24 protein-coding genes and 1 tRNA gene are annotated in these 22,767 nt (G+C 70.3%); 8 read left to right on the top strand and 17 right to left on the bottom strand.

Annotation, left to right across the window (positions count from 1 at the left end):
• The 3 genes from ATM97_RS10610 to pgsA form a co-directional block, all read right to left on the bottom strand.
• Nucleotides 1-318 (bottom strand): helix-turn-helix domain-containing protein (locus tag ATM97_RS10610; RefSeq protein ID WP_255587523.1); only part of this gene is annotated, 318 nt, incomplete at its 3' end.
• Nucleotides 319-409: 91 nt separating this feature from the next.
• Complete coding sequence (locus ATM97_RS10605; RefSeq protein ID WP_218717794.1) at nucleotides 410-901, bottom strand: CinA family protein; 492 nt, start codon at nucleotides 899-901, stop codon at nucleotides 410-412.
• On the bottom strand, nucleotides 898-1,554 hold the full coding sequence (gene pgsA, locus ATM97_RS10600; RefSeq protein WP_218717793.1) for a CDP-diacylglycerol--glycerol-3-phosphate 3-phosphatidyltransferase: 657 nt from the start codon (nucleotides 1,552-1,554) through the stop codon (nucleotides 898-900). Before pgsA ends, ATM97_RS10605 begins: the two co-directional genes overlap by 4 nt.
• 256 nt (nucleotides 1,555-1,810) lie before the next feature.
• Between pgsA and ATM97_RS10595 the strand changes: the two genes are divergently transcribed.
• Nucleotides 1,811-2,446 (top strand): amino-acid N-acetyltransferase, encoded by a 636-nt coding sequence (locus tag ATM97_RS10595; protein WP_255587521.1) that lies wholly within the window; start codon nucleotides 1,811-1,813, stop codon nucleotides 2,444-2,446.
• A 36-nt stretch (nucleotides 2,447-2,482) separates the two neighbouring features.
• Nucleotides 2,483-2,767, top strand: coding sequence for a YciI family protein (locus tag ATM97_RS10590; protein ID WP_218717792.1), 285 nt, complete (start codon nucleotides 2,483-2,485; stop codon nucleotides 2,765-2,767).
• 57 nt (nucleotides 2,768-2,824) lie between these two features.
• Here ATM97_RS10590 and ATM97_RS10585 read toward each other — a convergent pair whose 3' ends face one another.
• Nucleotides 2,825-3,805 (bottom strand): TerC family protein, encoded by a 981-nt coding sequence (locus tag ATM97_RS10585; protein ID WP_218717791.1) that lies wholly within the window; start codon nucleotides 3,803-3,805, stop codon nucleotides 2,825-2,827.
• A gap of 425 nt (nucleotides 3,806-4,230) precedes the next feature.
• Between ATM97_RS10585 and ATM97_RS10580 the strand changes: the two genes are divergently transcribed.
• Nucleotides 4,231-4,304, top strand: a tRNA-Leu gene (locus tag ATM97_RS10580).
• 161 nt (nucleotides 4,305-4,465) lie between these two features.
• Here ATM97_RS10580 and ATM97_RS10575 read toward each other — a convergent pair.
• On the bottom strand, nucleotides 4,466-7,027 hold the full coding sequence (locus tag ATM97_RS10575; RefSeq protein WP_218717790.1) for a DNA translocase FtsK: 2,562 nt from the start codon (nucleotides 7,025-7,027) through the stop codon (nucleotides 4,466-4,468).
• Between the two features lie 297 nt (nucleotides 7,028-7,324).
• On the opposite strand from ATM97_RS10575, the gene ATM97_RS10570 reads away from it, so the two are divergent.
• Both ATM97_RS10570 and ATM97_RS10565 read left to right on the top strand, forming a co-directional pair.
• Nucleotides 7,325-7,708, top strand: coding sequence for a DUF4189 domain-containing protein (locus ATM97_RS10570; RefSeq protein ID WP_218717789.1), 384 nt, complete (start codon nucleotides 7,325-7,327; stop codon nucleotides 7,706-7,708).
• Between the two features lie 37 nt (nucleotides 7,709-7,745).
• A complete protein-coding gene (locus ATM97_RS10565) occupies nucleotides 7,746-8,300 on the top strand; it encodes a hypothetical protein (RefSeq protein WP_218717788.1) in 555 nt (184 codons plus the stop codon).
• A 57-nt stretch (nucleotides 8,301-8,357) separates the two neighbouring features.
• Here the strand turns inward: ATM97_RS10565 and ATM97_RS10560 are convergent, their stop codons facing one another.
• Nucleotides 8,358-10,394: a ribonuclease J gene (locus ATM97_RS10560; RefSeq protein WP_255587520.1), complete on the bottom strand. Its 2,037-nt coding sequence runs from the start codon at nucleotides 10,392-10,394 to the stop codon at nucleotides 8,358-8,360.
• Complete coding sequence (gene dapA, locus ATM97_RS10555) at nucleotides 10,391-11,299, bottom strand: 4-hydroxy-tetrahydrodipicolinate synthase (protein WP_218717787.1); 909 nt, start codon at nucleotides 11,297-11,299, stop codon at nucleotides 10,391-10,393. Before dapA ends, ATM97_RS10560 begins: the two co-directional genes overlap by 4 nt.
• A 149-nt stretch (nucleotides 11,300-11,448) precedes the next feature.
• On the opposite strand from dapA, the gene ATM97_RS10550 reads away from it, so the two are divergent.
• Entirely contained in the window at nucleotides 11,449-11,895 is a 447-nt protein-coding gene (locus tag ATM97_RS10550) for a toxin-antitoxin system HicB family antitoxin (RefSeq protein ID WP_218717786.1), read from the top strand.
• A gap of 4 nt (nucleotides 11,896-11,899) precedes the next feature.
• Here the strand turns inward: ATM97_RS10550 and ATM97_RS10545 are convergent, their stop codons facing one another.
• The 8 genes from ATM97_RS10545 to ATM97_RS10510 all read right to left on the bottom strand — a co-directional run bounded on the left by ATM97_RS10545 (nucleotide 11,900) and on the right by ATM97_RS10510 (nucleotide 19,144).
• Entirely contained in the window at nucleotides 11,900-13,099 is a 1,200-nt protein-coding gene (locus ATM97_RS10545) for a winged helix-turn-helix domain-containing protein (protein ID WP_218717785.1), read from the bottom strand.
• Nucleotides 13,100-13,139: 40 nt separating this feature from the next.
• A complete protein-coding gene (locus ATM97_RS10540) occupies nucleotides 13,140-14,165 on the bottom strand; it encodes a hypothetical protein (protein ID WP_218717784.1) in 1,026 nt (341 codons plus the stop codon).
• The gene (locus tag ATM97_RS10535) at nucleotides 14,158-15,378 is read right to left on the bottom strand and encodes an ATP-binding protein (protein ID WP_218717783.1); all 1,221 of its coding nucleotides are present in this window, start codon (nucleotides 15,376-15,378) and stop codon (nucleotides 14,158-14,160) included. Before ATM97_RS10535 ends, ATM97_RS10540 begins: the two co-directional genes overlap by 8 nt.
• Nucleotides 15,375-16,076 (bottom strand): response regulator transcription factor, encoded by a 702-nt coding sequence (locus ATM97_RS10530; protein WP_218717782.1) that lies wholly within the window; start codon nucleotides 16,074-16,076, stop codon nucleotides 15,375-15,377. Before ATM97_RS10530 ends, ATM97_RS10535 begins: the two co-directional genes overlap by 4 nt.
• A 190-nt stretch (nucleotides 16,077-16,266) precedes the next feature.
• The gene (locus ATM97_RS10525; protein ID WP_218717781.1) at nucleotides 16,267-16,719 is read right to left on the bottom strand and encodes an NAD(P)H-dependent oxidoreductase; all 453 of its coding nucleotides are present in this window, start codon (nucleotides 16,717-16,719) and stop codon (nucleotides 16,267-16,269) included.
• 3 nt (nucleotides 16,720-16,722) lie between these two features.
• Nucleotides 16,723-17,175, bottom strand: a complete 453-nt coding sequence (locus ATM97_RS10520) for a hypothetical protein (RefSeq protein WP_374104846.1) — start codon at nucleotides 17,173-17,175, stop codon at nucleotides 16,723-16,725.
• Nucleotides 17,176-17,216: 41 nt separating this feature from the next.
• Nucleotides 17,217-17,963, bottom strand: coding sequence for a 4-hydroxy-tetrahydrodipicolinate reductase (gene dapB, locus ATM97_RS10515; protein WP_218717779.1), 747 nt, complete (start codon nucleotides 17,961-17,963; stop codon nucleotides 17,217-17,219).
• A 74-nt stretch (nucleotides 17,964-18,037) separates the two neighbouring features.
• A complete protein-coding gene (locus tag ATM97_RS10510) occupies nucleotides 18,038-19,144 on the bottom strand; it encodes an alcohol dehydrogenase catalytic domain-containing protein (protein ID WP_218717778.1) in 1,107 nt (368 codons plus the stop codon).
• Nucleotides 19,145-19,278: 134 nt separating this feature from the next.
• Here ATM97_RS10510 and ATM97_RS10505 point away from each other — a divergent pair, with 134 nt between their 5' ends.
• Complete coding sequence (locus ATM97_RS10505; RefSeq protein WP_218717798.1) at nucleotides 19,279-19,674, top strand: VOC family protein; 396 nt, start codon at nucleotides 19,279-19,281, stop codon at nucleotides 19,672-19,674.
• On the opposite strand, the gene ATM97_RS10500 is transcribed toward ATM97_RS10505, so the two are convergent.
• The gene (locus tag ATM97_RS10500) at nucleotides 19,671-20,876 is read right to left on the bottom strand and encodes an MFS transporter (RefSeq protein ID WP_218717777.1); all 1,206 of its coding nucleotides are present in this window, start codon (nucleotides 20,874-20,876) and stop codon (nucleotides 19,671-19,673) included. The two genes, ATM97_RS10505 and ATM97_RS10500, sit on opposite strands and share 4 nt — an antisense overlap.
• A 92-nt stretch (nucleotides 20,877-20,968) precedes the next feature.
• Between ATM97_RS10500 and ATM97_RS10495 the strand changes: the two genes are divergently transcribed.
• Nucleotides 20,969-21,301 carry a helix-turn-helix transcriptional regulator gene (locus ATM97_RS10495; protein ID WP_218717776.1) on the top strand — a complete coding sequence of 111 codons (333 nt, stop codon included), beginning with the start codon at nucleotides 20,969-20,971 and terminating at the stop codon, nucleotides 21,299-21,301.
• Nucleotides 21,302-21,347: 46 nt separating this feature from the next.
• Here the strand turns inward: ATM97_RS10495 and ATM97_RS10490 are convergent, their stop codons facing one another.
• The gene (locus ATM97_RS10490) at nucleotides 21,348-22,676 is read right to left on the bottom strand and encodes a pitrilysin family protein (RefSeq protein WP_218717775.1); all 1,329 of its coding nucleotides are present in this window, start codon (nucleotides 22,674-22,676) and stop codon (nucleotides 21,348-21,350) included.
• Nucleotides 22,677-22,767 lie beyond the last annotated feature (91 nt).

Raw genomic sequence — 22,767 nt, 5'->3', positions numbered from 1 at the left:
GGGTTCGGCGGGGGCGGGTTCGGCCGGGGCGGCCTCACGCTCGGCGGCGGGGCCGGTCAGCGCGGGCTCGCGCGGCGCGGAGCCATCCGCGCCGGCCATGATGGTGCTCACGTCCCACAGCACCCGCGACAGCGGCACGTCCAGTGCCTCGCAGATGGCGGCGAGCAGTTCACTGGAGGCTTCCTTGCGGCCGCGCTCCACTTCCGACAGATAGCCGAGGCTCACACGCGCCGAGGTCGACACCTCGCGCAGCGTTCGATGCTGGGCGAGACGCGCACGCCGCAGACTGTCCCCGATTGCCTCCCGCAGCAGCGTCATCTCGTTCTCCTCCACCTCGTGTCACCGCCGCAGCGGTGCTCACCTCTTTCTGGCACAACGTCGAGCATCGGCCGGTGGTTCCCGGACGCGGCTAGTTCGTCGTCACACAGCGCAGCAACTCCCGCACCGCGCTGTGCACCGCACCGATCCTGATCGTCCACCGGTCGCCGTCGAGTTTCAACCGGACCACTTCACTGTGCCGTGGACCGGCCAATCCGAGGTATACCGTCCCGACCGGGTGCCCGTCCTGGGAATCGGGTCCGGCGACGCCGGTCAGACCCACACCCCAGTCGGCGCCACAGCGCTGTCTGGCCCCCACCGCGAGTTGCTCGGCGGTCGAGGCGGCGACCGGGCCGTCGACCCGGAGGATGTCGTCGTCGACGCAGGCCAGGCGGCTTTTCAGGTCGGTGGCATACACGATCAGGCCACCCCGCAGCACCGCGCTGGCGCCCGGCACCCCGGCCACGGTGGCGGCCAGCAGGCCCGCGGTCAGCGATTCGGCGGTGGCGACGGTCTGACCGGCCGCGGCCAGCGCCCGGACCAGTTCGGCGACCGGCGCCCCGTCGACGAGCGGATCGGTCACGAGCGGGACTCGCCGCGCGCGCGTCCTCCCGCCAGCCACAGGCGGGCCGCCTGGCCGACGTAGTCCAGGCCGGTGATCACCGTCAGCGCGACGGCCGCGTACATCAGCACCATGCCCGCGGTGGCGAAGGCGCCCGACAGCGGCAACAGCAGCAGCGCGATGGCGATCGACTGCACCAGGGTCTTGAGCTTGCCGCCGCGACCCGCCGGGATCACCCCGCGCCGGACCACGATCAGCCGCAGCACGGTGATGCCGAGTTCGCGTCCCACGATGACCGCGGTGATCCACCAAGGCAGATCACCCAGGACCGAGAGCCCGATCAGCGCCGAACCGATCAGCGCCTTGTCCGCGATGGGGTCGGCCAGCTTGCCGAAATCGGTCACCAAACCGTATTTGCGGGCCAGTTGCCCGTCGAAGCGATCGGTGATCGCCGCCAGCCCGAACACCGCCGCGGCGATGATCCGCCAGCGGGTGTCGTGCCCGCCTTCGGCGAACAGCGCCAGCACGAACAGCGGGACCAGCACGATCCGCGCGATGGTCAGCACGTTCGCGATATTGAGCACCGGGACCTGCGCCTCGGCACGGTCGGGCGCCGTGCGCGGTGGCGCGGGCCTCTCCCATCCACGGTCGATCTCTTCGGGTCGCACGCTCATGCTGCGTCCATCCGGCCTGCTCGGGCGCTCTCCGTGGTTACGCAGGCTGCCTCCTCCGCGCGCTGACCTCTCATGCCCCGCCCTCTCGGCACTCACCGGCACTGCGCCGAAATCCACCCGTTTCGCGCGCGGTTTGCTCGCGCGGGCAATGCCGTCCGATCCGGTCGTCGAGCCCGGCGCGATGCGGTGAGCGGAACGACAGGATGTGCGGCACATGTTCAGACTATCGGTAACCCGGCCGACTACTGTGCACCCCATGACCTCACGGGGACCACTGGGTGGTTCGACCAGCGACGCGCATCCCGCCGCGCCCTCTGTGGCGCCTGTTTCCGCGGTGTCCGATCGCGGTGTCTCCGAGGGCCCTGCGTGGTCGCGCTCCGCTTCCGCCGCCGGGAACACCGACGTCGTCGTGCGACGAGCCCGAACCTCGGACGTCCCCGAGATCAAGCGTCTGGTCGACGAGTACGCGGGTCGCATCCTGCTGGAGAAGAATCTGGTCACCCTGTACGAGTCCGTCCAGGAGTTCTGGGTGGCCGAACTCGAGGGCCGCGTCGTCGGCTGCGGCGCGCTGCACGTGCTGTGGGCCGATCTGGGCGAGGTGCGCACGGTCGCCGTCGATCCGGTGGTGAAGGGCCGCGGCGTCGGCGGCGCCGTCGTCGATCGACTGGTCGCGGTCGCGCGCGAATTGCAGCTACAGCGGCTGTTCGTGCTGACCTTCGAGGTGGACTTCTTCGGCAGGCACGGTTTCGTCGAGATCGACGGCACGCCCGTCACCGCCGAGGTGTACGCGGAGATGTGCCGGTCCTACGACACCGGCGTCGCGGAGTTCCTCGACCTGAGCTACGTCAAGCCGAACACCCTCGGCAACACCCGCATGCTGCTGACTCTCTGACCTGTCCGCAAGCCCACCGCGAGAAAGTGATCGACCGTGCCGATCTTCGCCGTCCACTACACCTACACCGAGGCCACCGCCGCCGAGCGGGCCACGCACCGCCCCGAGCATCGCGGGTGGCTCAACGCGCTCGTCGACGCGGGCACGGTGCTCACCAGCGGCCCGTACCCGGACGGTACCGGCGCGCTGCTGATCTTCCGGGCCGAGGACGCGCCGTCGCTGACCACGCTGCTGACCGAGGACCCGTTCGCGAAGCTGGACCTCATCGAGGCCGTGCGCGTCGTCGAATGGCTGCCGGTGATGGGCGCCTTCGCCGAGTGAGCGCCCGCTGACACAGCACTGCCCCGGACACCACGACGGTTCCGGGGCAGTGCGCGGTCAGGAGGAGGTGGTGCGGCGGGTCTTGAGCAGGCTCGCCACCGTGGCGATCACCAGGATGCCGATGATCACGCTCAGCGAGAACACGGTGGAGATCTCCGGCACGCTCACATGCTCACCGCCGTTGATGAACGGCAGCGTGTTCTCGTGCAGGGCGTGCAGCACCAGTTTGACGCCGATGAACGCCAGGATGGCGGCCAGGCCGTAGGACAGGTACACCAGGCGGTCGAGTAGGCCGCCGATGAGGAAGAACAGCTGGCGCAGGCCCATCAACGCGAAGGCGTTGGCGGTGAACACCAGATAGGGCTGCTCGGTGAGGCCGTAGATGGCCGGAATCGAGTCCAGGGCGAAGAGCAGATCGGCGAAGCCGATGGCCAGCAGCGCCAGCAGCAGCGGGGTCACCACGCGTTTGCCGTCGATCCGGGTGACGAGTTTGTCGCCGTCGTACTGATCGGTGGTGGGCAGGATCCGCTTGGCCAGCGCCACGATGCGGCTGTCACGTTGCTGTTCGTGCTCGACCTCGTGTCCGCTCTCGCGCAGCAGGTTCACCGCGGTGTAGATCAGGAACGCGCCGAACAGGTAGAACACCCAGCTGAACGCGCTGATCGCGGCCGCGCCGACGGCGATGAACGCACCGCGCATCACCAGCGCCAGCACGATGCCGATGAGCAGCACCTTCTGCTGATAGATCCGCGGCACCGCGAAGGTGCTCATGATGATGAGGAAGATGAACAGGTTGTCCACCGAGAGGGCCTTCTCGGTGACGAAGCCCGCGTAGTACTCCCCGGCGTAGGTGCCGCCCCATTTCCAGGCGACGAAGAGGCCGAACAGCAGCGCCAGGCCGATGTAGACGGCCGACCAGAAGCCCGATTCCTTGAAGGTCGGCTCGTGCGGTGTGCGGACGTGGGCGAAGAAGTCGAAGACGAACAAGGCGAGGATCACCACACCGGTGATCACCCACTCGAGCGTGGTCACCTGCATGTGGTGGTCCGATCGATGAAGTTCATGTCGTCCATCATGCCCGAAATGTCCGTTTCAGTCGGCTTTGCGGAACGCTTGCTCGTCATGATTTCACACACAGGCACCCTGACCTGCGCACGGGCCGGTCGGCGCGTCGGAAAAATCCGTTTCGCCGAACGCCGTGCGCTGCTACCGTCGACGCATCGTCACCCCATCGGTACCCCGAGAGGAGCTAGCCGTGAACGGATCCACCGCGAAGTACGAACGCCGTGTCGAGATGCACCGGCTACCCCTGGGTGCCGTGCGGCCGCAGCGCTTTTCGAGCGCCCGCGGCGACTGCTGACCGGCATCGTCCGGCCCTAGGCCGCTAGGCACCCCTCCCCCACCCTCGGGCCGAGCGCCCGCGTACCCCTGCCCGCCCTGCGCGGTCCGGGGCGATCACCCATTCCCTCGTAGCCCAACTGGCAGAGGCACCGGTCTCAGGTACCGGCAAGTGCGAGTTCGACTCTCGCCGAGGGAACCGTCCACACTCCCGGCTCACGCAGGTGCCGACGGGCTGTCGAGGCCCGTCCCGCGCGGTTCGACTCCGCGGTGAGCCACGGTCCCTCCTCGTTCGTCGCTGTCTACTCCCGGCACGGTCAGAGCAAACCAGTATCGCGCGCCGACCGGCGTGCGTTCGACCTACTCGTCCTCGGCGCCGCCGGGGTCGCCACCCCGGATCGACCACAGCAGTCCGTCCAGCTCGTCGGGCTTGATCAGCACGTCGCGCGCCTTGGAACCCTCGCTGGGGCCGACGACGCCGCGCGTCTCCATCAGGTCCATCAACCGGCCCGCCTTGGCGAAGCCGACGCGCAGCTTGCGCTGCAGCATCGAGGTGGAGCCGAACTGCGAGGTGACCACCAGCTCCACGGCCTGCAACAGCACGTCCATGTCGTCGCCGATGTCGGGGTCGACGTCCTTGACCTCGCCGGCCTTGGCGGCCGTGACGCCCTCCTGGTACTCGGGCTCGGCCTGGGTCTTGCTGAACTCGACGACCGCGTGGATCTCCTCGTCGGAGATGAACGCGCCCTGCAGACGGGTCGGCTTGCCCGCGCCCATCGGCAGGAACAGGCCGTCGCCCATGCCGATCAGCTTCTCCGCGCCCGGCTGATCCAGGATGACGCGCGAGTCGGTCAGCGACGAGGTCGCGAAGGCCAGCCGCGAGGGCACGTTGGTCTTGATCAGGCCGGTCACGACGTCCACCGACGGGCGCTGGGTCGCCAGCACCAGGTGGATGCCCGCGGCGCGGGCCTTCTGGGTGATCCGCACGATCGCGTCCTCGACGTCGCGCGGGGCGGTCATCATGAGGTCGGCGAGCTCGTCGACGATCGCCAGGATGTACGGATACGGGCGGTAGACCCGCTCGCTGCCCAGCGGCGCGGTGATCTGGCCCGACTTCACCTTCTTGTTGAAGTCGTCGATGTGGCGGACCTTGTTGGCCTGCATGTCCTGATAGCGCTGTTCCATCTCCTCGACCAGCCAGGCCAGCGCGGCGGCGGCCTTCTTCGGCTGGGTGATGATGGGCGTGATCAGGTGCGGAATGCCCTCGTACGGCGTGAGTTCCACCATCTTCGGGTCGATCAGGATCATCCTGACCTCTTCCGGGGTGGCCCGGTGCAGCAGCGAGATCAGCATCGAGTTCACGAAACTCGACTTACCGGAACCGGTGGAACCGGCCACCAGCAGGTGGGGCATCTTGGCCAGGTTCGCCGAGACGAACTCGCCCTCGATGTTCTTGCCGAGCCCGATCACCAGCGGGTGATGGTCGTTGCGGGTGTGCGGCGACTTGAGCACGTCGGCCAGGCGCACCAGTTCGCGGTCGGAGTTGGGCACCTCGATGCCGACCGCGGACTTGCCGGGAATCGGCGCGAGCAGGCGCACGTTCTCGGTCGCGACCGCGTAGGCGAGGTTGCGGGCCAGCGCGGTGATCTTCTCGACCTTGACGCCGGGGCCCAGCTCCACCTCGTAGCGGGTGACCGTCGGGCCGCGCACGAAACCGGTGACCGCGGCGTCGATCTTGAACTGCACCAGCACCTCGGTGATCGCCTCGATCATCGATTCGTTGGCGGCCGAACGCTTCTTGGGCGGTTCACCGTCGAGCAGCAGGGTCAGCGGCGGCAGGGTGTAGTCGCCGTCGACGACCCGGTCGGTGACGAACTCCGGCTCCGGCGGGGCGGGCGGGGTCTGGTCGACGACCTTGGCGGGCGGGCGCTTGCGCGCCGGCTTCGGGGCGGGCTCGGGCGCGGGCGGTTCCTCGTCGAGGCGCAGCTGCTTGGCTTCGCGCAGCGGGGGTTCGCCCAGCGATTCGGTGAGCGCGTCGGAGCCGCCGAACTCGTCGGGCGGGTAGTTGTCGTCGGGGGTACGGCCACGGCGACGGGTCCGGTTGCGGTGCAGCGGGAAACCGTCGTCGTCGTAGTTGGCCGGGTCGTAGGGATCGTCGTCGCCGTCGTGCTCGCCGAGGCCGAAGTACTCCCGCAGCGCCGTTGGCACCTCGCGCACCGTGGTCCCGGTGAGCAGCAGGACACCGAACACCATGGCCAGCAACAGAATCGGTAGCGCCAGCCAGGGCGTGAGCCCCTGCCCGAGCGGACCGCCGACGGCGTAGCCGAGGAGGCCCGCCGCCCGCGAACGCCCGTGCGCGTCGGCGGGCGACCCGGCGGCCAGATGCCAGATGCCGAGCGCGGGCAGCACGACGAGCAGGCCGCCCAGCACCAGCCGGGGCCGGATCTCCGGATGCGGCTCGGTGCGCATGAGCACCACGGCGAGGGCGATGAACAACAGCGGAGCCAGTCCGCCCGCGGTACCCGCGACGGCGCGCACGACGTCTTCGAGGAAACGGCCGACGGGTCCGCCCGCCGAGAGCCACATGGCGGCGGCGATGACCGCGCTCACCGCGATGAGCGCCAGACCGATGCCGTCGCGCCGGTGTCCGTGCTCGATCTCCCCGGCGCGGCTCAGCGTGCGGGTCGTGGCGCCGACGCCGCGCGCCAGCATGGTCCAGCCGCTGCCGACGCCGCGCCCGATCACCGCCAGCGGCGCGGTGTTCGACGCGCGTTTGACCGGCCTGCGCGCGGGGGCGGTACGCCCGCGTGGCGCCGCCGACGCTCGCGGAGTCGTCGAGCGAGATCGCGGCGGCGGCGTCTGCCCCCGGCTCGATCCCGCCCGCGCCCGAGAGGTCGTGGTGCTGCGGGACTTACCTGCCATGACCATCAGGCTAGCCGCTCAGGCCCCGTCCGGACCATCCGCAACACTGGTCCCACCCCGGTTGCGACGGTGATCTCACCCGCAGGCGCAGGTCGCGGGCCCCCGGTCAGCGTGGGGAAAACTCGCGCGCGACCGCGTTTCGCGGGCCCGGACTTGTCGAATCCTTACCGAACTCCTGTATTTCGGCCCGTAGGCGGCGCTACGGCTGGCGCGCGCGAGGTGCCGCTCGGTACGTTGACTGCGCTCCATCGGGTCGGTTGACCCGTGCTTACGAAGGGGAAGCAACAAGTGAAGAGAATGCTCACCAGCGCGGCCGTGCTCGGTGCCACCACCGCGGCGTTGTTCGCGGGGCACATCGCTCCGGCCCAGGCGCAGTCGAGCAATTACGGTGCCATCGCGGTATCGATCAAACCGGGGGTCTACGGGTACGCCACCGACTACGGCAGCTATGCCGAGGCGGAGGCAGGCGCGATGGCGGCATGCCGGCGCGGCGGAGGCGGCGGCGGGTGCGATGTGAAGGTGTCGTATCGCAACGGCTGCGGCGCTATCGCGATCTCGCGCGGCTGGTGGAGCTACGGCTCGGCCTCGACCATCGGCGGCGCCAAACGCGAAGCGCTGAACAACAATCCGGGCAACGCCAGCATCAAGCACTGGAACTGCACCAGCGGTTACCAGCTCTAGCCCGACCCGTATCGAGAACAGTATCTGGGGAGTTGTAGTGACCAACCGTCCACTGAAGACCGCCACCGCCCTCGTCGCGATCGTCGCGGCGCTCGGGCTCAGCGCGTGCAGCAGCGATTCGGGCTCGTCGAGCGCGGGCGCGAGCAGCACGACCGCCGCGGGCGGCGCCTTCGAATCGGGCAATGCCAAGCAGGGCAAGGAAGAAGGCGGCGACCTCGCGGTCACCACCCCGCCCAACCTGCCCAAGCCGACCGCCGAGGAACTGAACAGCCGGATCAACAAGGCGCTGGCGGGCAAGCTCACCGGCGACGAGAAGAAGACCTACATCGAGGACGCCGATCAGGATCCGATGCTGGTCGACAAGTTCGTCGACGCCGCGAACAAGAACAAGGTGACCGTCGCGATCACCAAGGTCGGCGAGCCCGCCGACGGCAAGCTCAAGGCCGACGCCGATGTCACCATCGACGGCAAGCCGGTGCAGGACGCCTTCGTCGACTTCGTCGCCGAGGACGATTCCTGGAAGGTCTCGCACACCTTCGCCTGCAACATCGTGAAGTCGGCCAAGCTCGACTCCGCGGCCTGCCAGGCCTGACCCGCGACCACAACCGCCGGGCGACAGTGTCGCCCGGCGGTTGTCGGTCTCGGAAGGTCAGACGCCGATGACCGTCGGCACGATCATCGGACGGCGACGGTAGGTGTCGGCGACCCAGCGGCCGACCACCCGGCGCACGCCCTGGGCGATGCGGTGGGTGTCGGTGATGCCCTCGCCCGCCAGCCGCAGCAGCTCGGACTCCACCAGCTCGTTCGCGCCGTTGAGCGCGGTCGGGTCGTCGGAGAAGCCGCGGCCGTTGAGCTCGGTGCTGACGGCCTTGCCCGTGGTCGAGTCGATGACGACGGTGATCGAGATGAAACCGCCCTCGCCCAGGACCAGGCGGTCCGACAGGGTCGACTCGCCGACGTCGCCGACCGAGAGCCCGTCGACGTAGACGTGCCCGACCGGGACCCGGCCGACGATGGAGGCGATGCCGTCGACCAGGTCGACCACCACGCCGTCCTCGGCCAGCACGACCCGCTCCTCCGGCACGCCGGTGGCCACCGCGAGCGCGGCGTTGGCGCGCAGGTGCCGCCATTCGCCGTGCACGGGCATGGCGTTGGTCGGGCGCACCGCGTTGTACAGGTACAGCAGCTCACCGGCCGAGGCGTGACCGGAGACGTGCACCTTCGCGTTCTGCTGGGTGATGACCGTGGCGCCGAGCCGGGCCAGGCCGTTGACCACCGCGAACACCGAGTTCTCGTTGCCGGGGATCAGCGAGGAGGCCAGCACGATCAGGTCGTCGGCGCGGATGTTGATCTGGCGGTGGTCACCGCGCGCCATCCGGGCCAGCGCCGAGAGCGGTTCGCCCTGGGAACCGGTGGAGATCAGCACCAGGCGGTTGCCGGGCAGGTTCGCGGCCTGGTCCATCTCGACGACCACGTTGTCGGGCACCGTCAGATAGCCCAGATCCTGGGCGATCTGCATGTTGCGCACCATCGAGCGGCCGACGAAGCAGACCTTGCGGTTGTACTTCTGTGCCACGTCGACGACCTGCTGGATGCGGTGCACGTGGCTGGCGAAGGAGGCGACGATGACGCGGTTGCGTGCCTTGCCGATGACATTGTCGAGCACCCCGCCGATCTCGCGCTCGGGAGTGACGAAGCCGGGGACCTCGGCGTTGGTGGAGTCGACCAGGAACAGGTCGACTCCCTCGTCGCCGAGGCGCGAGAAGCCGGCCAGGTCGGTCAGGCGGCCGTCGAGCGGCAGCTGGTCGAGCTTGATGTCACCGGTGTGCAGCACGACGCCCGCCTTGGTGCGGATGGCGACCGCGATGGCGTCGGGGATCGAGTGGTTGACCGCGAAGTACTCGCACTCGAACGGGCCGTGCACGGTGGTCTCGCCCTCGGCGACCTCCATGAGCTTGGGCTGCAGCCGGTGCTCACGGCACTTGGCGGCGACCAGCGCGAGGGTGAACCGCGCGCCGATCACGGGGATGTCGGGACGGTTGCGCAGCAGGAACGGCACCGCGCCGATGTGGTCCTCGTGACCGTGGGTGAGCACGATGGCGACGATGTCGTCCATCCGGTCCTCGATGGGCCGGAAGTCGGGCAGGATCAGGTCGACGCCGGGCTGCTGGTCCTCGGGGAACAGCACACCGCAGTCGACGATCAACAGCTTGCCGTCGTACTCGAACACGGTCATGTTGCGGCCGATTTCGCCGATGCCGCCGAGCGCGAACACCCGCAGGCCGTTCTTGGGCAGCTTCGGCGGGGCGCCGAGCCGGTCCTGGGGCGCCTTCTCGCGCGGCTCGGCCACGGGCGCGGAACCCCGGCCACGGCCGCCGCCCTGCCGGCCACGGCCGCCGCCACGGGACTGCTGCTGCGGGGCCTGCTCGGCGGCGGGCTTGCTCTTGGCGCGGCGCGAGGTCGCCTTCTTCGGCGCGGTGGCCTGCTCCTCGGCGACGCTGATCAGATCGGTGCCCACCTCGGCATCACCGACCAGGTTCGCCTCGGCGACGATCTCGGCGACCGGTTCGGTGGCCGGGGCGGCCTGCTTCGGCGGCGCGACCTGCTCGACCGGGGTGGGTTCGGGCGCGCCGGCGGCGCGAGAGGCGGACCGGCGACGCGGCTTGCGAGCGGTGGGTTCGGTCATGCCGACACCCCCGCGGCCTGCAGATCCAGCGCCAGCGCGTCGAGCTGCGCCTGCGTCGGCATCAGCTGGGGCAACCGGGGTTCCCCCACATCGACACCGAGCAATCGAAGAGCTCCCTTGCACATCGCCACACCTCCCAGGCGGGTCATGGCCGCGAACAGCGGCAACAGTGTCGCGTTGATCTCTCTGGCCCTGGCCACGTCACCGGCTGTGTAGGCCTGGTGGATCTCGCGCAGGCGTTCGGGCACGACGTGCCCGATGACGCTGATGAATCCGGTGGCGCCGACCGAGAGCCAGGGCAGGTTGAGGCCGTCGTCGCCGGAGTAGAACGCCAGACCGGTGGTCGCGATGAGATCGGCGCCGGAGACCAGGTCACCCTTGGCGTCCTTCACCGCGACGATGTTCGGATGGTCGGCGAGGCGGCGGATCGTGTCGATGGCGATCGGCACGATCGACCGCGGTGGAATGTCGTAGAGGGTCACCGGCAGCGAGGTGGCGTCGGCGACCGCGGTGAAGTGCGCGAGCAGGCCCTCCTGCGTGGGGCGCGAGTAGTACGGGGTCACCACGAGCAGGCCGTGCGCGCCGGCGTTCTCGGCGGCGCGCGCCAGTTCGATCGAGTGGGCGGTGTCGTAGGTGCCCGCGCCCGCGATCACGGTGGCGCGATCGCCGACCGCGTCGACGACGGCGCGCAGCAGCTCGGCCTTCTCGGTCTCGGTGGTGGTCGGCGACTCACCGGTGGTCCCCGAGATGGCCAGCAGATCGACGCCGCGGTCCACCAGGCGCGCGGCCAGAGCAACACCGGCATCGACGTCGAGCTTGCCCGCAGCGCTGAAGGGGGTCACCATCGCGACACCTACCGTGCCGGACGCGTGCAGCTCCGTTGGCGTCGATTCACCGTTCGTCATGGTCAGAAAGGCTACCCGGTCGCCAGATGAGCCTCGACACCCTAGCGGCCGATCCGGCTGCCGGTGGGTGTTTTTCGCCGTCACCCCCCGTCCGGGGTGACATCACGACCATCCTTGCGTGATGTCAGATATGACGCCACACTGATGTCATGGATCTGAACGCTCACACCGCGCGGCTGCGCGAGGAACTGATCGCCGCCGCCGCACTCGGCGACGAGAAAACGCAGGCCACCGCCGCCGCACTGGCCGCCGCGGTGGAGAGTTCGAGCAGGCTCGTGTTGCTGTCGGCACTGTCGGAGCTGGCCGCGGAGATCAGCACCGAGCTCGGCGACCGCACCGTGCACGTCCGCCTCGACGGCACCGACGCGGTGGCCGACGTGCGCAAGAACACGCCGTCGGGCGCGGAGGAACCGCCGACCTTCGAGGAGATGACCGGTGACATCAGCCGCGTCACCCTGCGCCTGGTCGAGCAGCTCAAGTCCAAGGCCGAGGAGGCGGCGGCGCAGAACGGGCAGTCGCTGAACTCCTGGCTCTCGGGCGCGGTCACCAACACACTGCGCGATCAGATGCGCGGCCAGGGCCCGAAGGGCTGGTAGCCGGTCACAGCAGCGGGGCCAGGTCGCCGCGCTCGCCGATGACGACGTCGTCGAGTTCGAGCCAGTCGGCCATCTCCCGCAGCGCGCCGCGCAACGCGTGCGCGGTCTCGGCCGTCGCGTAGCCCGGTTCGGCGAACGCGCCGGGCGCGAGCAGCCTGCCGCTGCCCCGCTCGGCGCGCAGGTCGACCCGGCCGACGAGCGCACCGTCGAGCAGGAACGGGAAGACGTAATAGCCGTGCACCCGTTGGGGTTCCGGCGTGTAGATCTCGATGCGGTAGTGGAAGTCGAAGATCCGCTGCGTGCGTGGGCGGAAGAAGATCAGCGGGTCGAACGGGCACAGCAGGGCGGCGCCGGTGATCCGGCGCGGGGTGCTCGCCTCCGGATGCAGGTAGGCGGGCGCATCCCAGCCGTCGACGTCGACCGGAATCAACTCGCCCGCGTCGACGAGATCGGCGATGGCGGGGGCGCTCTGGCGCCGGTTCAGGCGGTAGTAGTCGCGCAGGTCGGGCTCGGTGCCGATGCCGAGCGCGCGGGCGGACCGGCGCAGCAGCTCGCGGACGGCCTCGTCCTCGCCGATCTCGCGGTCCAGGACATCGGCCGGAACGACGCGTTCGGTCAGGTCGTACTGGCGGGTGAACCCGGCCCGGCGCGCGATGGACAGCTCGCCGGCGGCGAAGAGCTGCTCGCACACCATCTTGGTGTCGCTCAGATTCCACCAGGTGCCTTTGGGGCGCGGCTTGTCCAGCTCCAGATGACGTTCGATCTCGCCCGCGCTGGACGCGCCGAGCTCGGTGACGACATCGAGAATGTCTTTACCCAAGGTCGGATTTCGTTCGATGACCTTGCGCATGCCCGACCAGCGCCCGTGCCGGTACTCGGCCATCCGCCAGCGCAGTAACGGCCAGTCCGCGACCGGGATGAGCGCCGCCTCGTGCGCCCAGTACTCGACCAGGCCGCGCCGGGCCCGCGGGCTGTCGCTCCATGCCGCCTTCTCCAGCAGCGTGCGGTCGTAGGGACCGATCCGGCTGAACACCGGCGCGTAGTGCGCGCGCACCACCGCCGAGACCGAATCCAATTGCAGCAGACGGGTTCTGGCGACGACGTCGAGGACGGAGCGCCGGTTCGGGTTGGCCGGGCGACGTTTGCCGAAACCCTGCGCGGCCAGCGCGATCCGCCGGGCCGTCGCCGCATTCATCCGCTGCATTCCCTCAGCCTGACACAGGGGTACGACAGGTGCGCGCGGCTCAGGTGGAGACCCGTACGACGCCCGCGGTGTCGATCTCGGTGCGCCGGTCACCGGCCGCGGCGGCGGCCAGCACGGTCGCCACCCAGCGCCGCCCGATCGGCAGCACCCGCACCGTGACCGTGCCCTCCTCGGCGCTGTCGAGGGCCTCGACCGCGGCATCGATGACGTTGTGGCGCACCCAGGTCGGCACGCCGCGGAAGCCACCGTCGTCGAGCAGGGTGACCTCCACCCCGCGCGCGCGAGCCGCGCGCGCGGCGGCGCTGAGCTGTTCGGTGACCAGTTCGGGCGCGCGCAGTCCGTCGCGGAGTTCGGCCTCGAGCAGTCGGCACTGTTCGCGTTCGTCGTCGGTGAGATGGGCGCCCTCGGCGATGCGCGCGAGTATCGGCCGGGCGAGCAGGTCCAGGCGGGTCAGCTGCCGGTCGCGTTCGGCGCCCGCCGCGGCCAGTGCCGCCTCGGTGGCCGCGCGCCGGTTGGCCTGGCCGCGCAATTCCCGCAGCGAGCGCTGGGTGGGCCGCACGATCGCCATGAACACCGTCACCACGCCGACGGTGGCGACCGGGGTCAGCGCCCGCACCACCGTCTCCGGATGCCAGGTGGTGAACACCCCCATCGTGACGAGCACCGTCGCGGCGGCCGCGACACCGAGCCAGGCCGACAGGATCCGCCCGCGCAGCACCAGCATCGCCAGCAGATACGAGGTCGGGTAGGCGGTCCACAGCTGATGCGAGAACCCCGTGGGATTCTCGATCCACGGCACCGTCAGCGCCATCGCGGCCGGTCCCGCGCAGGCGACGTAGGCGGTGGCGGGCCACGGCAGCGGATCCACCGGGAAGACCAGCACGACCAGCGCGGCCACGGCCATCAGCACCAGCGCGACGGCGGCCGGGATCGGTGGGACGATGTCGAAGTTCACCCGCAGGTACATGACGATGGTGGCTTCGAAGATCACCACGAACAGCCAGGCCATGCCGTCGCTGAGGCCGAACAGGTCGCGCATGCCGAAGGGCAGGTCCCGCTCAGCCATGGCTGCCCCACACCAGGGTCACCACGGTGCCGGTGCCGGGGGCCGACTCGACGAAGGCCGCCCCGCCCGGCAGCGTGCGCATCCGGCCCAGGATGCTGCCGGCGATGCCCATCCGGTCGGCGGGCACCCGGGCCGGGTCGAAGCCGGCGCCGTCGTCGGAGAGCACCACCTTGATGCCGCCGGTGGCCACGGTGACGGCCACCTCGCGACGCACCCGCCTGCCCGCCACGTCGGCGTGGCGCACGCTGTTGCGCACGGCCTCGCTCAGCGCCGCGCCCAGCACCTGCGCCGATTCCAGCGGCAGGCACAGATCCGCGCCGCGTCGCGCCGCCTGGACCGGCACGTCGGGATCGACCTCGCGCACCGCGGCGCGCAGGAACTCCACCGCCGCGGCGGCGTCGAGATGATCGATTTCCGGTGCGCTGCGCGCCTGTTCGAGCTGGTCGAGGGTGCGGGTCGCCTGCGCGGACAGCGCCGCGGTGGAGCCCGTCGTGCGCGATGCCTCCAGCAGGGTCGACAGCACCGCGTCGTGGATGAGCGCGGCGAAGCGGGCGGCCTCGCGTTCCCGGGCCGCCGTCGCGGCGACTGTCGCCGCGCGTGAGCGCTGCCGGACGGCCTCCCTGTCGACCCGCTCGGCGGCGGTGCGCGCGTAGACCACGCACCACAGGAACAGCGCGGCCACCCCGAGCGCCCTGGTGACGTCGCCGAACAGCGCCCACGCCGAACTGTCCGGCACCACCGCGGCATTGGACGCGCTGGTGGCCACGGCCAGCACCGCCGCGAAGCACGAGGCCGTGCGCACCGACCAGGCCAGACCGCCGGCCATCACCCCGAGGACCAGCCCGCGATACGGCCACGACGCGAACGATCCGACCGTCACCACCGAATACACCAGCGGCGTCGTCACGGTGGCCGCCAGATAGCAGATCGCGGCCGCCGCGGCGACCCCGCGGATCGCGGTGACCGGCCCGCGCGCCGACACGATCGCCAGCGGCGCGAAGAACAGGTACGCGGCAACCAGGTGCACCTCGGGCCACACCGAGCGGTTGATCGGCTGGATCAGCACGGCGGGTAGTTCGAGGGTCATCACGATGATCGCGCCGACGCCGATGACGACGCCGAGCCGGCGCAGGATCTGATCGGTCGCCGCCCGGGAGAGCTCGGTGTCCACCGCGACGGGCCCGGCTGCCGGGCGGACCGCGGTGGCGGTCACGTGCGCTGCTGACGTTCCGGCACGGGCAGCCAGCCGTCCTCGACGGCCCGTTTGTACAGGTCGGTCTTGGTCGGGGCGGGCCTGCCCGCGTCCGCGTATTTCTGCCGGATGCGGCCGAGATAGTCGTTGACGGTCTGCTCGGACAGGCCGGTCAGCCGGGCCACCCGCGACGCCTTCTCCCCCGAGGCGTACAGCATGAGCACTTCCTCCTGACGCGGGCTGAGCCCGACGTCGGACAGCTGCGGATCGCCGTCGATCGCGGCGGCCCAGTCGGTGGTGACGACCTGTTCCCCGGAGGCGGCCCGGCGCACCGCCGCGACCACGGTCGCCACGCTCTCGGACTTGCGCAGCACCCCGAGCACGCCCGCCTTCGCCGCCGAACGCACCAGGAACGCGTTGTCGGCACCGGTGAACACCAGTACCTCGATGCCGCGTTCGCGCAGCGTGGTGACGTTGTCCTCGGGCGTCGAGCCGTCGGGTAGGCGCAGGTCGAGCACGACCAGGTCGAGGGCGTCGTCGGCGGCGAGCAGCCCGGCCACGGTATCGGCGGTCGCGACCAGGTCCAGATCGGGTTCGGGCCCGAGCATGGCCGCCAGCCCGATCGCGACGGACTCGTGGTCCTCGACCAGTCCGATCCGCCGTACCGCCGGAGTCTGCTGCAACTCGCTCACCGACCACTCCCCATCTCGAACACCCATCCGCGGCCAGCCCGCAACCCGTCGGTGTCGAGTTCTACCGCATCGGACCGCCGACTGTCAGCCCACCAGAATTCGGGGCCACGCCGATCCGCCCACGTCGCGGGGGTACGCGGCCTCAGCCGATGCGGCCACGGCGTCCCCACCGACTGCTCACCGGCCTCGGGGGTTCGGCGGTGGGGAGCGCGCCGGCTCAGGCCATCAACTGCGCCGCGACCGTCGCACCGAGATTCCAGCACGCCTCGAGGTCGGGTTTGGTCGGTGCGCCCGACACCACCACGTAGTCGGCCGCCTTCACCCAGCCGAGGCCGGTGGTGATGGCGGTGACGCCCTTCTCGGCGCCTTCGGTGCCCTCGTTGCCGTGGACGTAGAGGCCGAACGGCCGACCCCTAGTCGAGTCCAGGCAGGGGTAGTAGACGGTGTCGAAGGCGTGCTTGAGCGCGCCGCTCATGTAGCCGAGGTTGGCTGGGGTGCCGAGCAGATAGCCGTCGGCCTCGAGGACGTCGACGGCGGTGACCGCCAGGGCGGCGCGGCGCACCACCTCCACACCCTCGATCTCGGGATCGGTGGCGCCGGCGAGGACCGCTTCGAACATCGCCTGGGTGTGCGGCGACGGGGTGTGGTGGACGAGCAGCAACCGGGCCACGGGCTATTCCTCGCGTTCCAGCTTTTCCAGGGCGACCGCGCGGCGCATGGTCTCGCGGGCGCGGGTGCGGTCACCCGCGTAGTCGTAGGCGCGGGCGAGCCGGTAGGAGGAGCGCCAGTTGTCCGGGTCGGCTTCCCATTCGGTCTTGATCCGCGCGAACAGCGCGTCGGCGGCGTCGCGCTCGATGCGGCCGGAGGGCCGTCGGGGCAGCTCCGAGGTGTCGACCTCGAGGCCCTCCTCGTCGATCCGCCGGGCCAGGTGCTGGTGGGCGAGTGCGGCCTGCAGCGTCGCCCACACGATCCACACGCCGACGATCGGCAGCAGCAGCATGCCGATGCCGATCGCGATCCCCGCGAACCCGCCGTCGGCGATGTAGGCGATGGCCAGCCCGCCGAGGCGCACGAAGTAGTAGATCAGCGCCAGCACCAGGAAAGCCACCAGCGCGACGATTTTCACGACCTGACGATCAGGTCGCCACGCGGCGGGTTCGGACGCGTTCACAGATCCAGGAACGGGTCGAGCCCGACCGTCAGCCCCGGCCGCCCGGCGATCTCGCGCACCCCGAGCAGCACGCCGGGCGCGAAGGAGTTGCGGTCGATGGAGTCGTGGCGGATGGTCAGCGTCTCGCCCTGGGTGCCGAACAGCACCTCCTGGTGCGCGACGAGGCCGGCCAGCCGCACCGAATGCACCCGCACACCGTCGACGTCGGCGCCACGGGCGCCCTCGAGCTCGGTGGTGGTGGCATCGGGGCTCAGGCCGACGCCCGCCTCGGCGCGAGCCGCGGCGATCAGCCCGGCGGTGCGGTAGGCGGTGCCCGAGGGCGCGTCGGCCTTGTTCGGGTGGTGCAGCTCGATGACCTCGACCGACTCGAAGAACCGCGCCGCCTGCTCGGCGAACCGCATCGACAGCACCGCGCCGATCGCGAAGTTCGGCGCGATCAGGACGCCGACCTCGGGACGCTGCGCCAGCTGGCCCCGGACCTCGGCCAGGCGCACCTCGTCGAAGCCGGTGGTGCCGACCACGGCGTGGATCCCGTTCTCGATCAGGAACTTCAGGTTCCCCATCACCACGTCGGGATGGGTGAAATCGACGACCACCTGGGTGCCGGTCTCGGTGAACGTCTCCAGCGCGTCACCCTTGTCGACCTGGGCGACCAGCTCCAGATCGGCCGCCGCCTCCACGGCCGCGCAGATGGCCTGTCCGACCTTGCCGCGTGCTCCGAGCACTCCGACCCGAATGGTCACCCGTATCTCCTCGTGTCTCGCTTCACCCTTACCGGCAAGCCTATCGAGCAGCGACGGGTGACCCGGCGGCGAGGTCAGTCGAACACGATCACCTGGCGCAGTGCCGCGCCCGCCGCGAGTTCGTCCATCGCCGCGTTGACCTGGTCGAGCCCGATCCGGGCGGAGACGAGGCGTTCCAGCGGGAGGGTGCCGGCCCGCCACCGGCGCACGTATTCGGGGATGTCGCGCTCGGGCACGGCCGAGCCGAGGTAACTGCCGACGATGCTGCGCCCCTGCGCGACGAGGGCCAGCGGCGAGATCGTCGCGGTGGCGTCTGGAGCGGGCAGGCCGACCGTCACCGTGACGCCACCGGGCGCCGTGGCGGCGACGGCGGTCTCGAAGGCGCGCACATTGCCCGCGGCCTCGACCACCACCTCGGCCTGCACTCCCCGCTCGGCGATCTCGCCCGGCGTGAACGCGGCGGTGGCGCCGAATTCCTTTGCCAGCGAGAGCTTTTCGGGAACAGTGTCGACGGCGATCACCTCGCCGAGACCGAGCGAGACCGCGACGAGCACCGCCGCCATGCCGACGCCGCCGAGCCCGACGACCATGATCCGATCCCCCCTGCCCGGCTGCGCGGCATTGAGCAGCGCGCCGCCGCCGGTGAGCACCGCGCAGCCCAGCACCGCGGCGACCTCGGGTGGCACGTCGGCGTCGACCGGGACCACCGAGCGCCGGTCGACGACGGCGTGCGTGGCGAAACCGGACACGCCCAGGTGGTGGTGCACTTCGGCGCCGTCTCGGCGCAACCTGCGGCCCCCGCCGAGCAGCTCACCCGCGTTGTTGGCGAGGCTGCCGGGCGCGCACGGGGTGCGGCCGTTGCTCGCGCAGCCGGCGCACTCGCCGCAGCGCGGCAGGAACGTCATCACGACCCGCTGCCCCACCGCCACATCGGCGACTCCGTCGCCCAGCGCCTCGATCACCCCGGCCGCCTCGTGTCCGAGCAGCATCGGCACCGGCCGTACCCGATTGCCGTCGACCACCGACAGATCGGAGTGACACAGTCCGGCCGCCTCGATCCGGACCAGCAGTTCCCCGGGGCCCGGCGCGGCCAGCTCGAGATCGCACACGGTGATCGGCTGCGACTCGGCGAACGGCGCGGGCGCGGCGATGCGTTCCAGGACGGCTCCACGAATCCTCATGTGCGCGACGCTACCCCGCGCGGCCATTGCACGATCCGGGATCGGTGGCTAATCTCGTTCGCGGTGATGGTGCTCCTGTCGGCCGCCTCGTACCGTGCCCAGGGTCGGCGCCATCACGAACAAGGAGAAATCCACTGCCAGTACAGTTCAATCACACCATTGTCGGATGTCGCGATAATCGGGAAACCGCCGAATTCTGGGCGGATCTCCTCGGGTTGGACATAGGAAAAGAGTGGGGTCCGTTCATTCCGATCCCCGTCGCCAACGGCGTCACCTTCGATTTCGCGAAGGTGCCGCCGCATGTTTCCGAAATCCAGCCGCAGCATTACGCATTCCTCGTCTCGGAATCCGAGTTCGAAGCTGCCTATGCCAAGATCCAGCGCTACGAAATGGATCATTGGGCCGACCCGATGCAACACGGGGTCAACGAGATCAATCACAACGACGGTGGCCGCGGGGTCTATTTCCTCGACCCCAACGGCCACTTCATGGAATTGATCACCGTGCCCTACGGCGGCTGGCCCGCTTAGTTCACCCGCGCTGCCCGGGTTCCCCGGAGCCCGAGCAGCGCGGCCAGCACGCAGGCCACCGAGACGAGCACGATGAACCACGGGAAGACCGTCGACAGGCCCCAGGTGGTGGCAGCCCAGCCCGCGGCCAGGGTCGGCAACGCCATCGCGGAGTAAGCCAGCAGGTAGTAGGCCGACATGGTCTCGCCCCGGCGGTGGGGCGGAACGACTTCCGACAGATGCCGCAGCGAACCACCGAAGCCCAGACCGAAGGTGGCACCGAGCACCAGCCCGGCGAGCACGACGACGGCGGGCTGCTTGGTGGCCAGGGCCGGGATGGTGGCCAGCAGCGCGGCGGCCATGCCGAGGTCGCCGATGACGGCGGCCCGGCGCGCCGGAATCCGCGAGGCGAACAGCTGTGCCAGCGCGGCGGCGAGCGCGGTGCTCGCGACGACGACGCCGCCGAACACCAGGTTGTGCACGCCGGTCTCGGCCGCGGCCAGTGACGGATACAGCGACAGCAGCACACCCAGCACCGACCAGGCCGCCATCACGCCGATCGCGGAGAACCAGAAGTCGGCCCTGATCTCGTGCGGGACAGCGGGTTTCGCGATCGTGATCCGCGACTTCACCCGGGCCGTGTGCGGCTCGCTCACCGCCAGGATGCCCGCACCCGCGGCCAGGCAGATCACCGCGATCACCACATAGGGCGTGCGCAGCGGCGAGGGCGCGTACTGCGCGAGCACCGCGGTGCCCAGCACCGCGACCGCGATTCCGACATTGAACGCCACCCCGCTGAGCTGACCGGACCGCGCGCCGTGTGTGGGCCGCAGGTCCAGCAGGGCCGCGGCACCCGCGACCACGGTCGCGCCGACCGCGGCGCCGTGTAATGCCCTGGCCAGCAACAGCATCGGCACGGAGTCGGCGAGCAGGAACACCACCAGGCCCAGGATCATGGTCGCGAACGCGGCCACCATCACGGGCTTGCGGCCGACCACATCCGAGATCCGGCCCGAGACCAGCACCGCGCCGAGGGCGGCCACCGCGTACACGGCGAACACCATGGTGGTGGTGAGCGGTGAGAGGTGCCACTCGGTCTGATAGATGCCGTAGAGCGGCGCGGGCGCGCCGGAGACACCGAGCGCCACCGCGCTCGCCGCGAGGACCAGCCCGTAGGCCCACCGCTTCCCCGACTCGACCGGAGCGATCGTCGACGCCACCATGGCAGCCCCTATCAGCAGAGTTTGATCACCATCGAACGACGTAGACCCTACGCCTAGTATGATGAGTATCAAACCCCCGAGTGAGGTAGATCATGACACAGGCTAACGGTCTCCCCCCGGCGCCGACCCTGCCGGTCGCCGGGCTCCCCACTGTGCTGAGCGCCTTGCACGATCCGGTCCGCCTGGAGATGGTTCGCCGCATGGCCAACGCGGGTACCCCGGTCCGCTGCTCGGCGCTCTACGACGCGATCAACAAATCCACCGCGACCCACCATTTCAAGATCCTGCGCGAGGCGGGCCTGATCGAGCGCCTGACCATCGACGGCCAGACCTATCAGCGGCTGCGCACCGACGCCGTCGAGGACGCGGTCCCCGGTCTGCTGCCCGCCATCGTCGACGCCGCCAACCAGGCGGCACGGGACTGACCCGGGTCGGTGACCGCTACGGCACCCACGAGCGGCGGGGCGTGGGTCAGTGGTCGACGAGTTTGCGGACCGCGGCGGGCAGGTCGCGGGTGCGCTGGTAGGGGCCCGCGACCGCCGCGCCGTAGGGGCGGGCGAGCAGGGTGCGAGCGATGGCGTTGACCTCGTCGGTGGTCACGGCGTCGATGCGCGCGAGGGTGGCCGAGACGCTGCGGTGGTTGCCGTAGCTCAGTTCGCTGCGGCCGATGCGGTTCATCCGCGAGGCGGAGTCCTCGAGGCCGAGGACCAGCCCGCCGCGCAACGAGCCCTTGGCGCGGGCGCATTCGGCGTCGGTGACCCCGTTGGTGGCCACGTCGACGAGCACGTCGCGCGCCAATGTCGTGACCTGGGCGAGGTTTTCGGGCTGGCAGCCGAGGTAGACCGAGAACGCGCCGGTGTCGGCGAAGGTGTCGACGCTCGAGTACACCGAGTACGCCAGGCCGCGTTCCTCCCGGATGCGCTGGAACAGCCGTGAACTCAGGCCGCCGCCGACGATGGTGTTGAGCACCGACAGCGGCCAGCGCTGCTGTCCCTCGTGCCTGCCGAACGCGCGCACCCCGAAGACCAGGTGGGTCTGTTCGCTGTCGCGATTGATCCGGACCAGGCTGGGCGCGGTCTGCGCGCGGAACCTGCCCTCACGGCGCGGCGCCGGTTCGGCGGTGGCGTCCAGGCGCGGCCCGAACGCGCGGTGCACCAGTTCGACGGTGCGGTCGTGGTCGACATTGCCCGCCACCGCGACGACCATCCGGTCCGGCCGGTAGCGGCGCTGGTGGAACCCGCGCAACTGGGCGGCCTGCATGCCCTCGATGGATTCGACGGTGCCGATCACCGGGCGCCCGATCGGGTGGTCACCGAACAGCGCGGTGAGGAAGGAGTCGGCGACCAGGTCCTCGGGGTCGTCGTCGCGCATGGCGATCTCCTCGAGCACCACCTGCCGCTCCACGTCGACGTCGACGGCCCGGCACAGGCCGTTGAGCACCACGTCGGCGACCAGTTCCACGGCCAGCGGCAGGTCCTCGTCGATGACGTGGGCGTAGTAGCAGGTCTGTTCCTTGGCGGTGAACGCGTTGAGTTCGCCGCCGACGGCGTCCATGGTCTGGGCGATGTCGAGCGCCGAGCGGGTGGGCGTCGCCTTGAACAGCAGGTGTTCGAGGAAGTGCGCCGCGCCGGCCACGGTGGGCCCCTCGTCGCGCGAGCCGACGCCGACCCACACCCCGATGGAGGCCGAGCGCACGCCGGGCACGTGCTCGGTCACCACGCGCAGCCCACCGGGGAGCACGGTGCGGCGCACACCACCGGCGGTGGAGACGTCGTCAGTGGTTTCGGTCGACTCGGTCAACTGTGGCTTCGTCACCCGATCCCACCGGACGGCTGTACTGACATGGCTTCTCGACCTCTCGAACAGGGTGCTGGCGACGTGCGCGGATGCC

The organism is Nocardia sp. MH4 (assembly GCF_019266065.1).
Lineage (GTDB): Bacteria > Actinomycetota > Actinomycetes > Mycobacteriales > Mycobacteriaceae > Nocardia > Nocardia canadensis.
The sequence above is the reverse complement of the archived record's forward strand: the minus strand, read 5'-3'. Positions and strand labels throughout refer to the sequence as shown.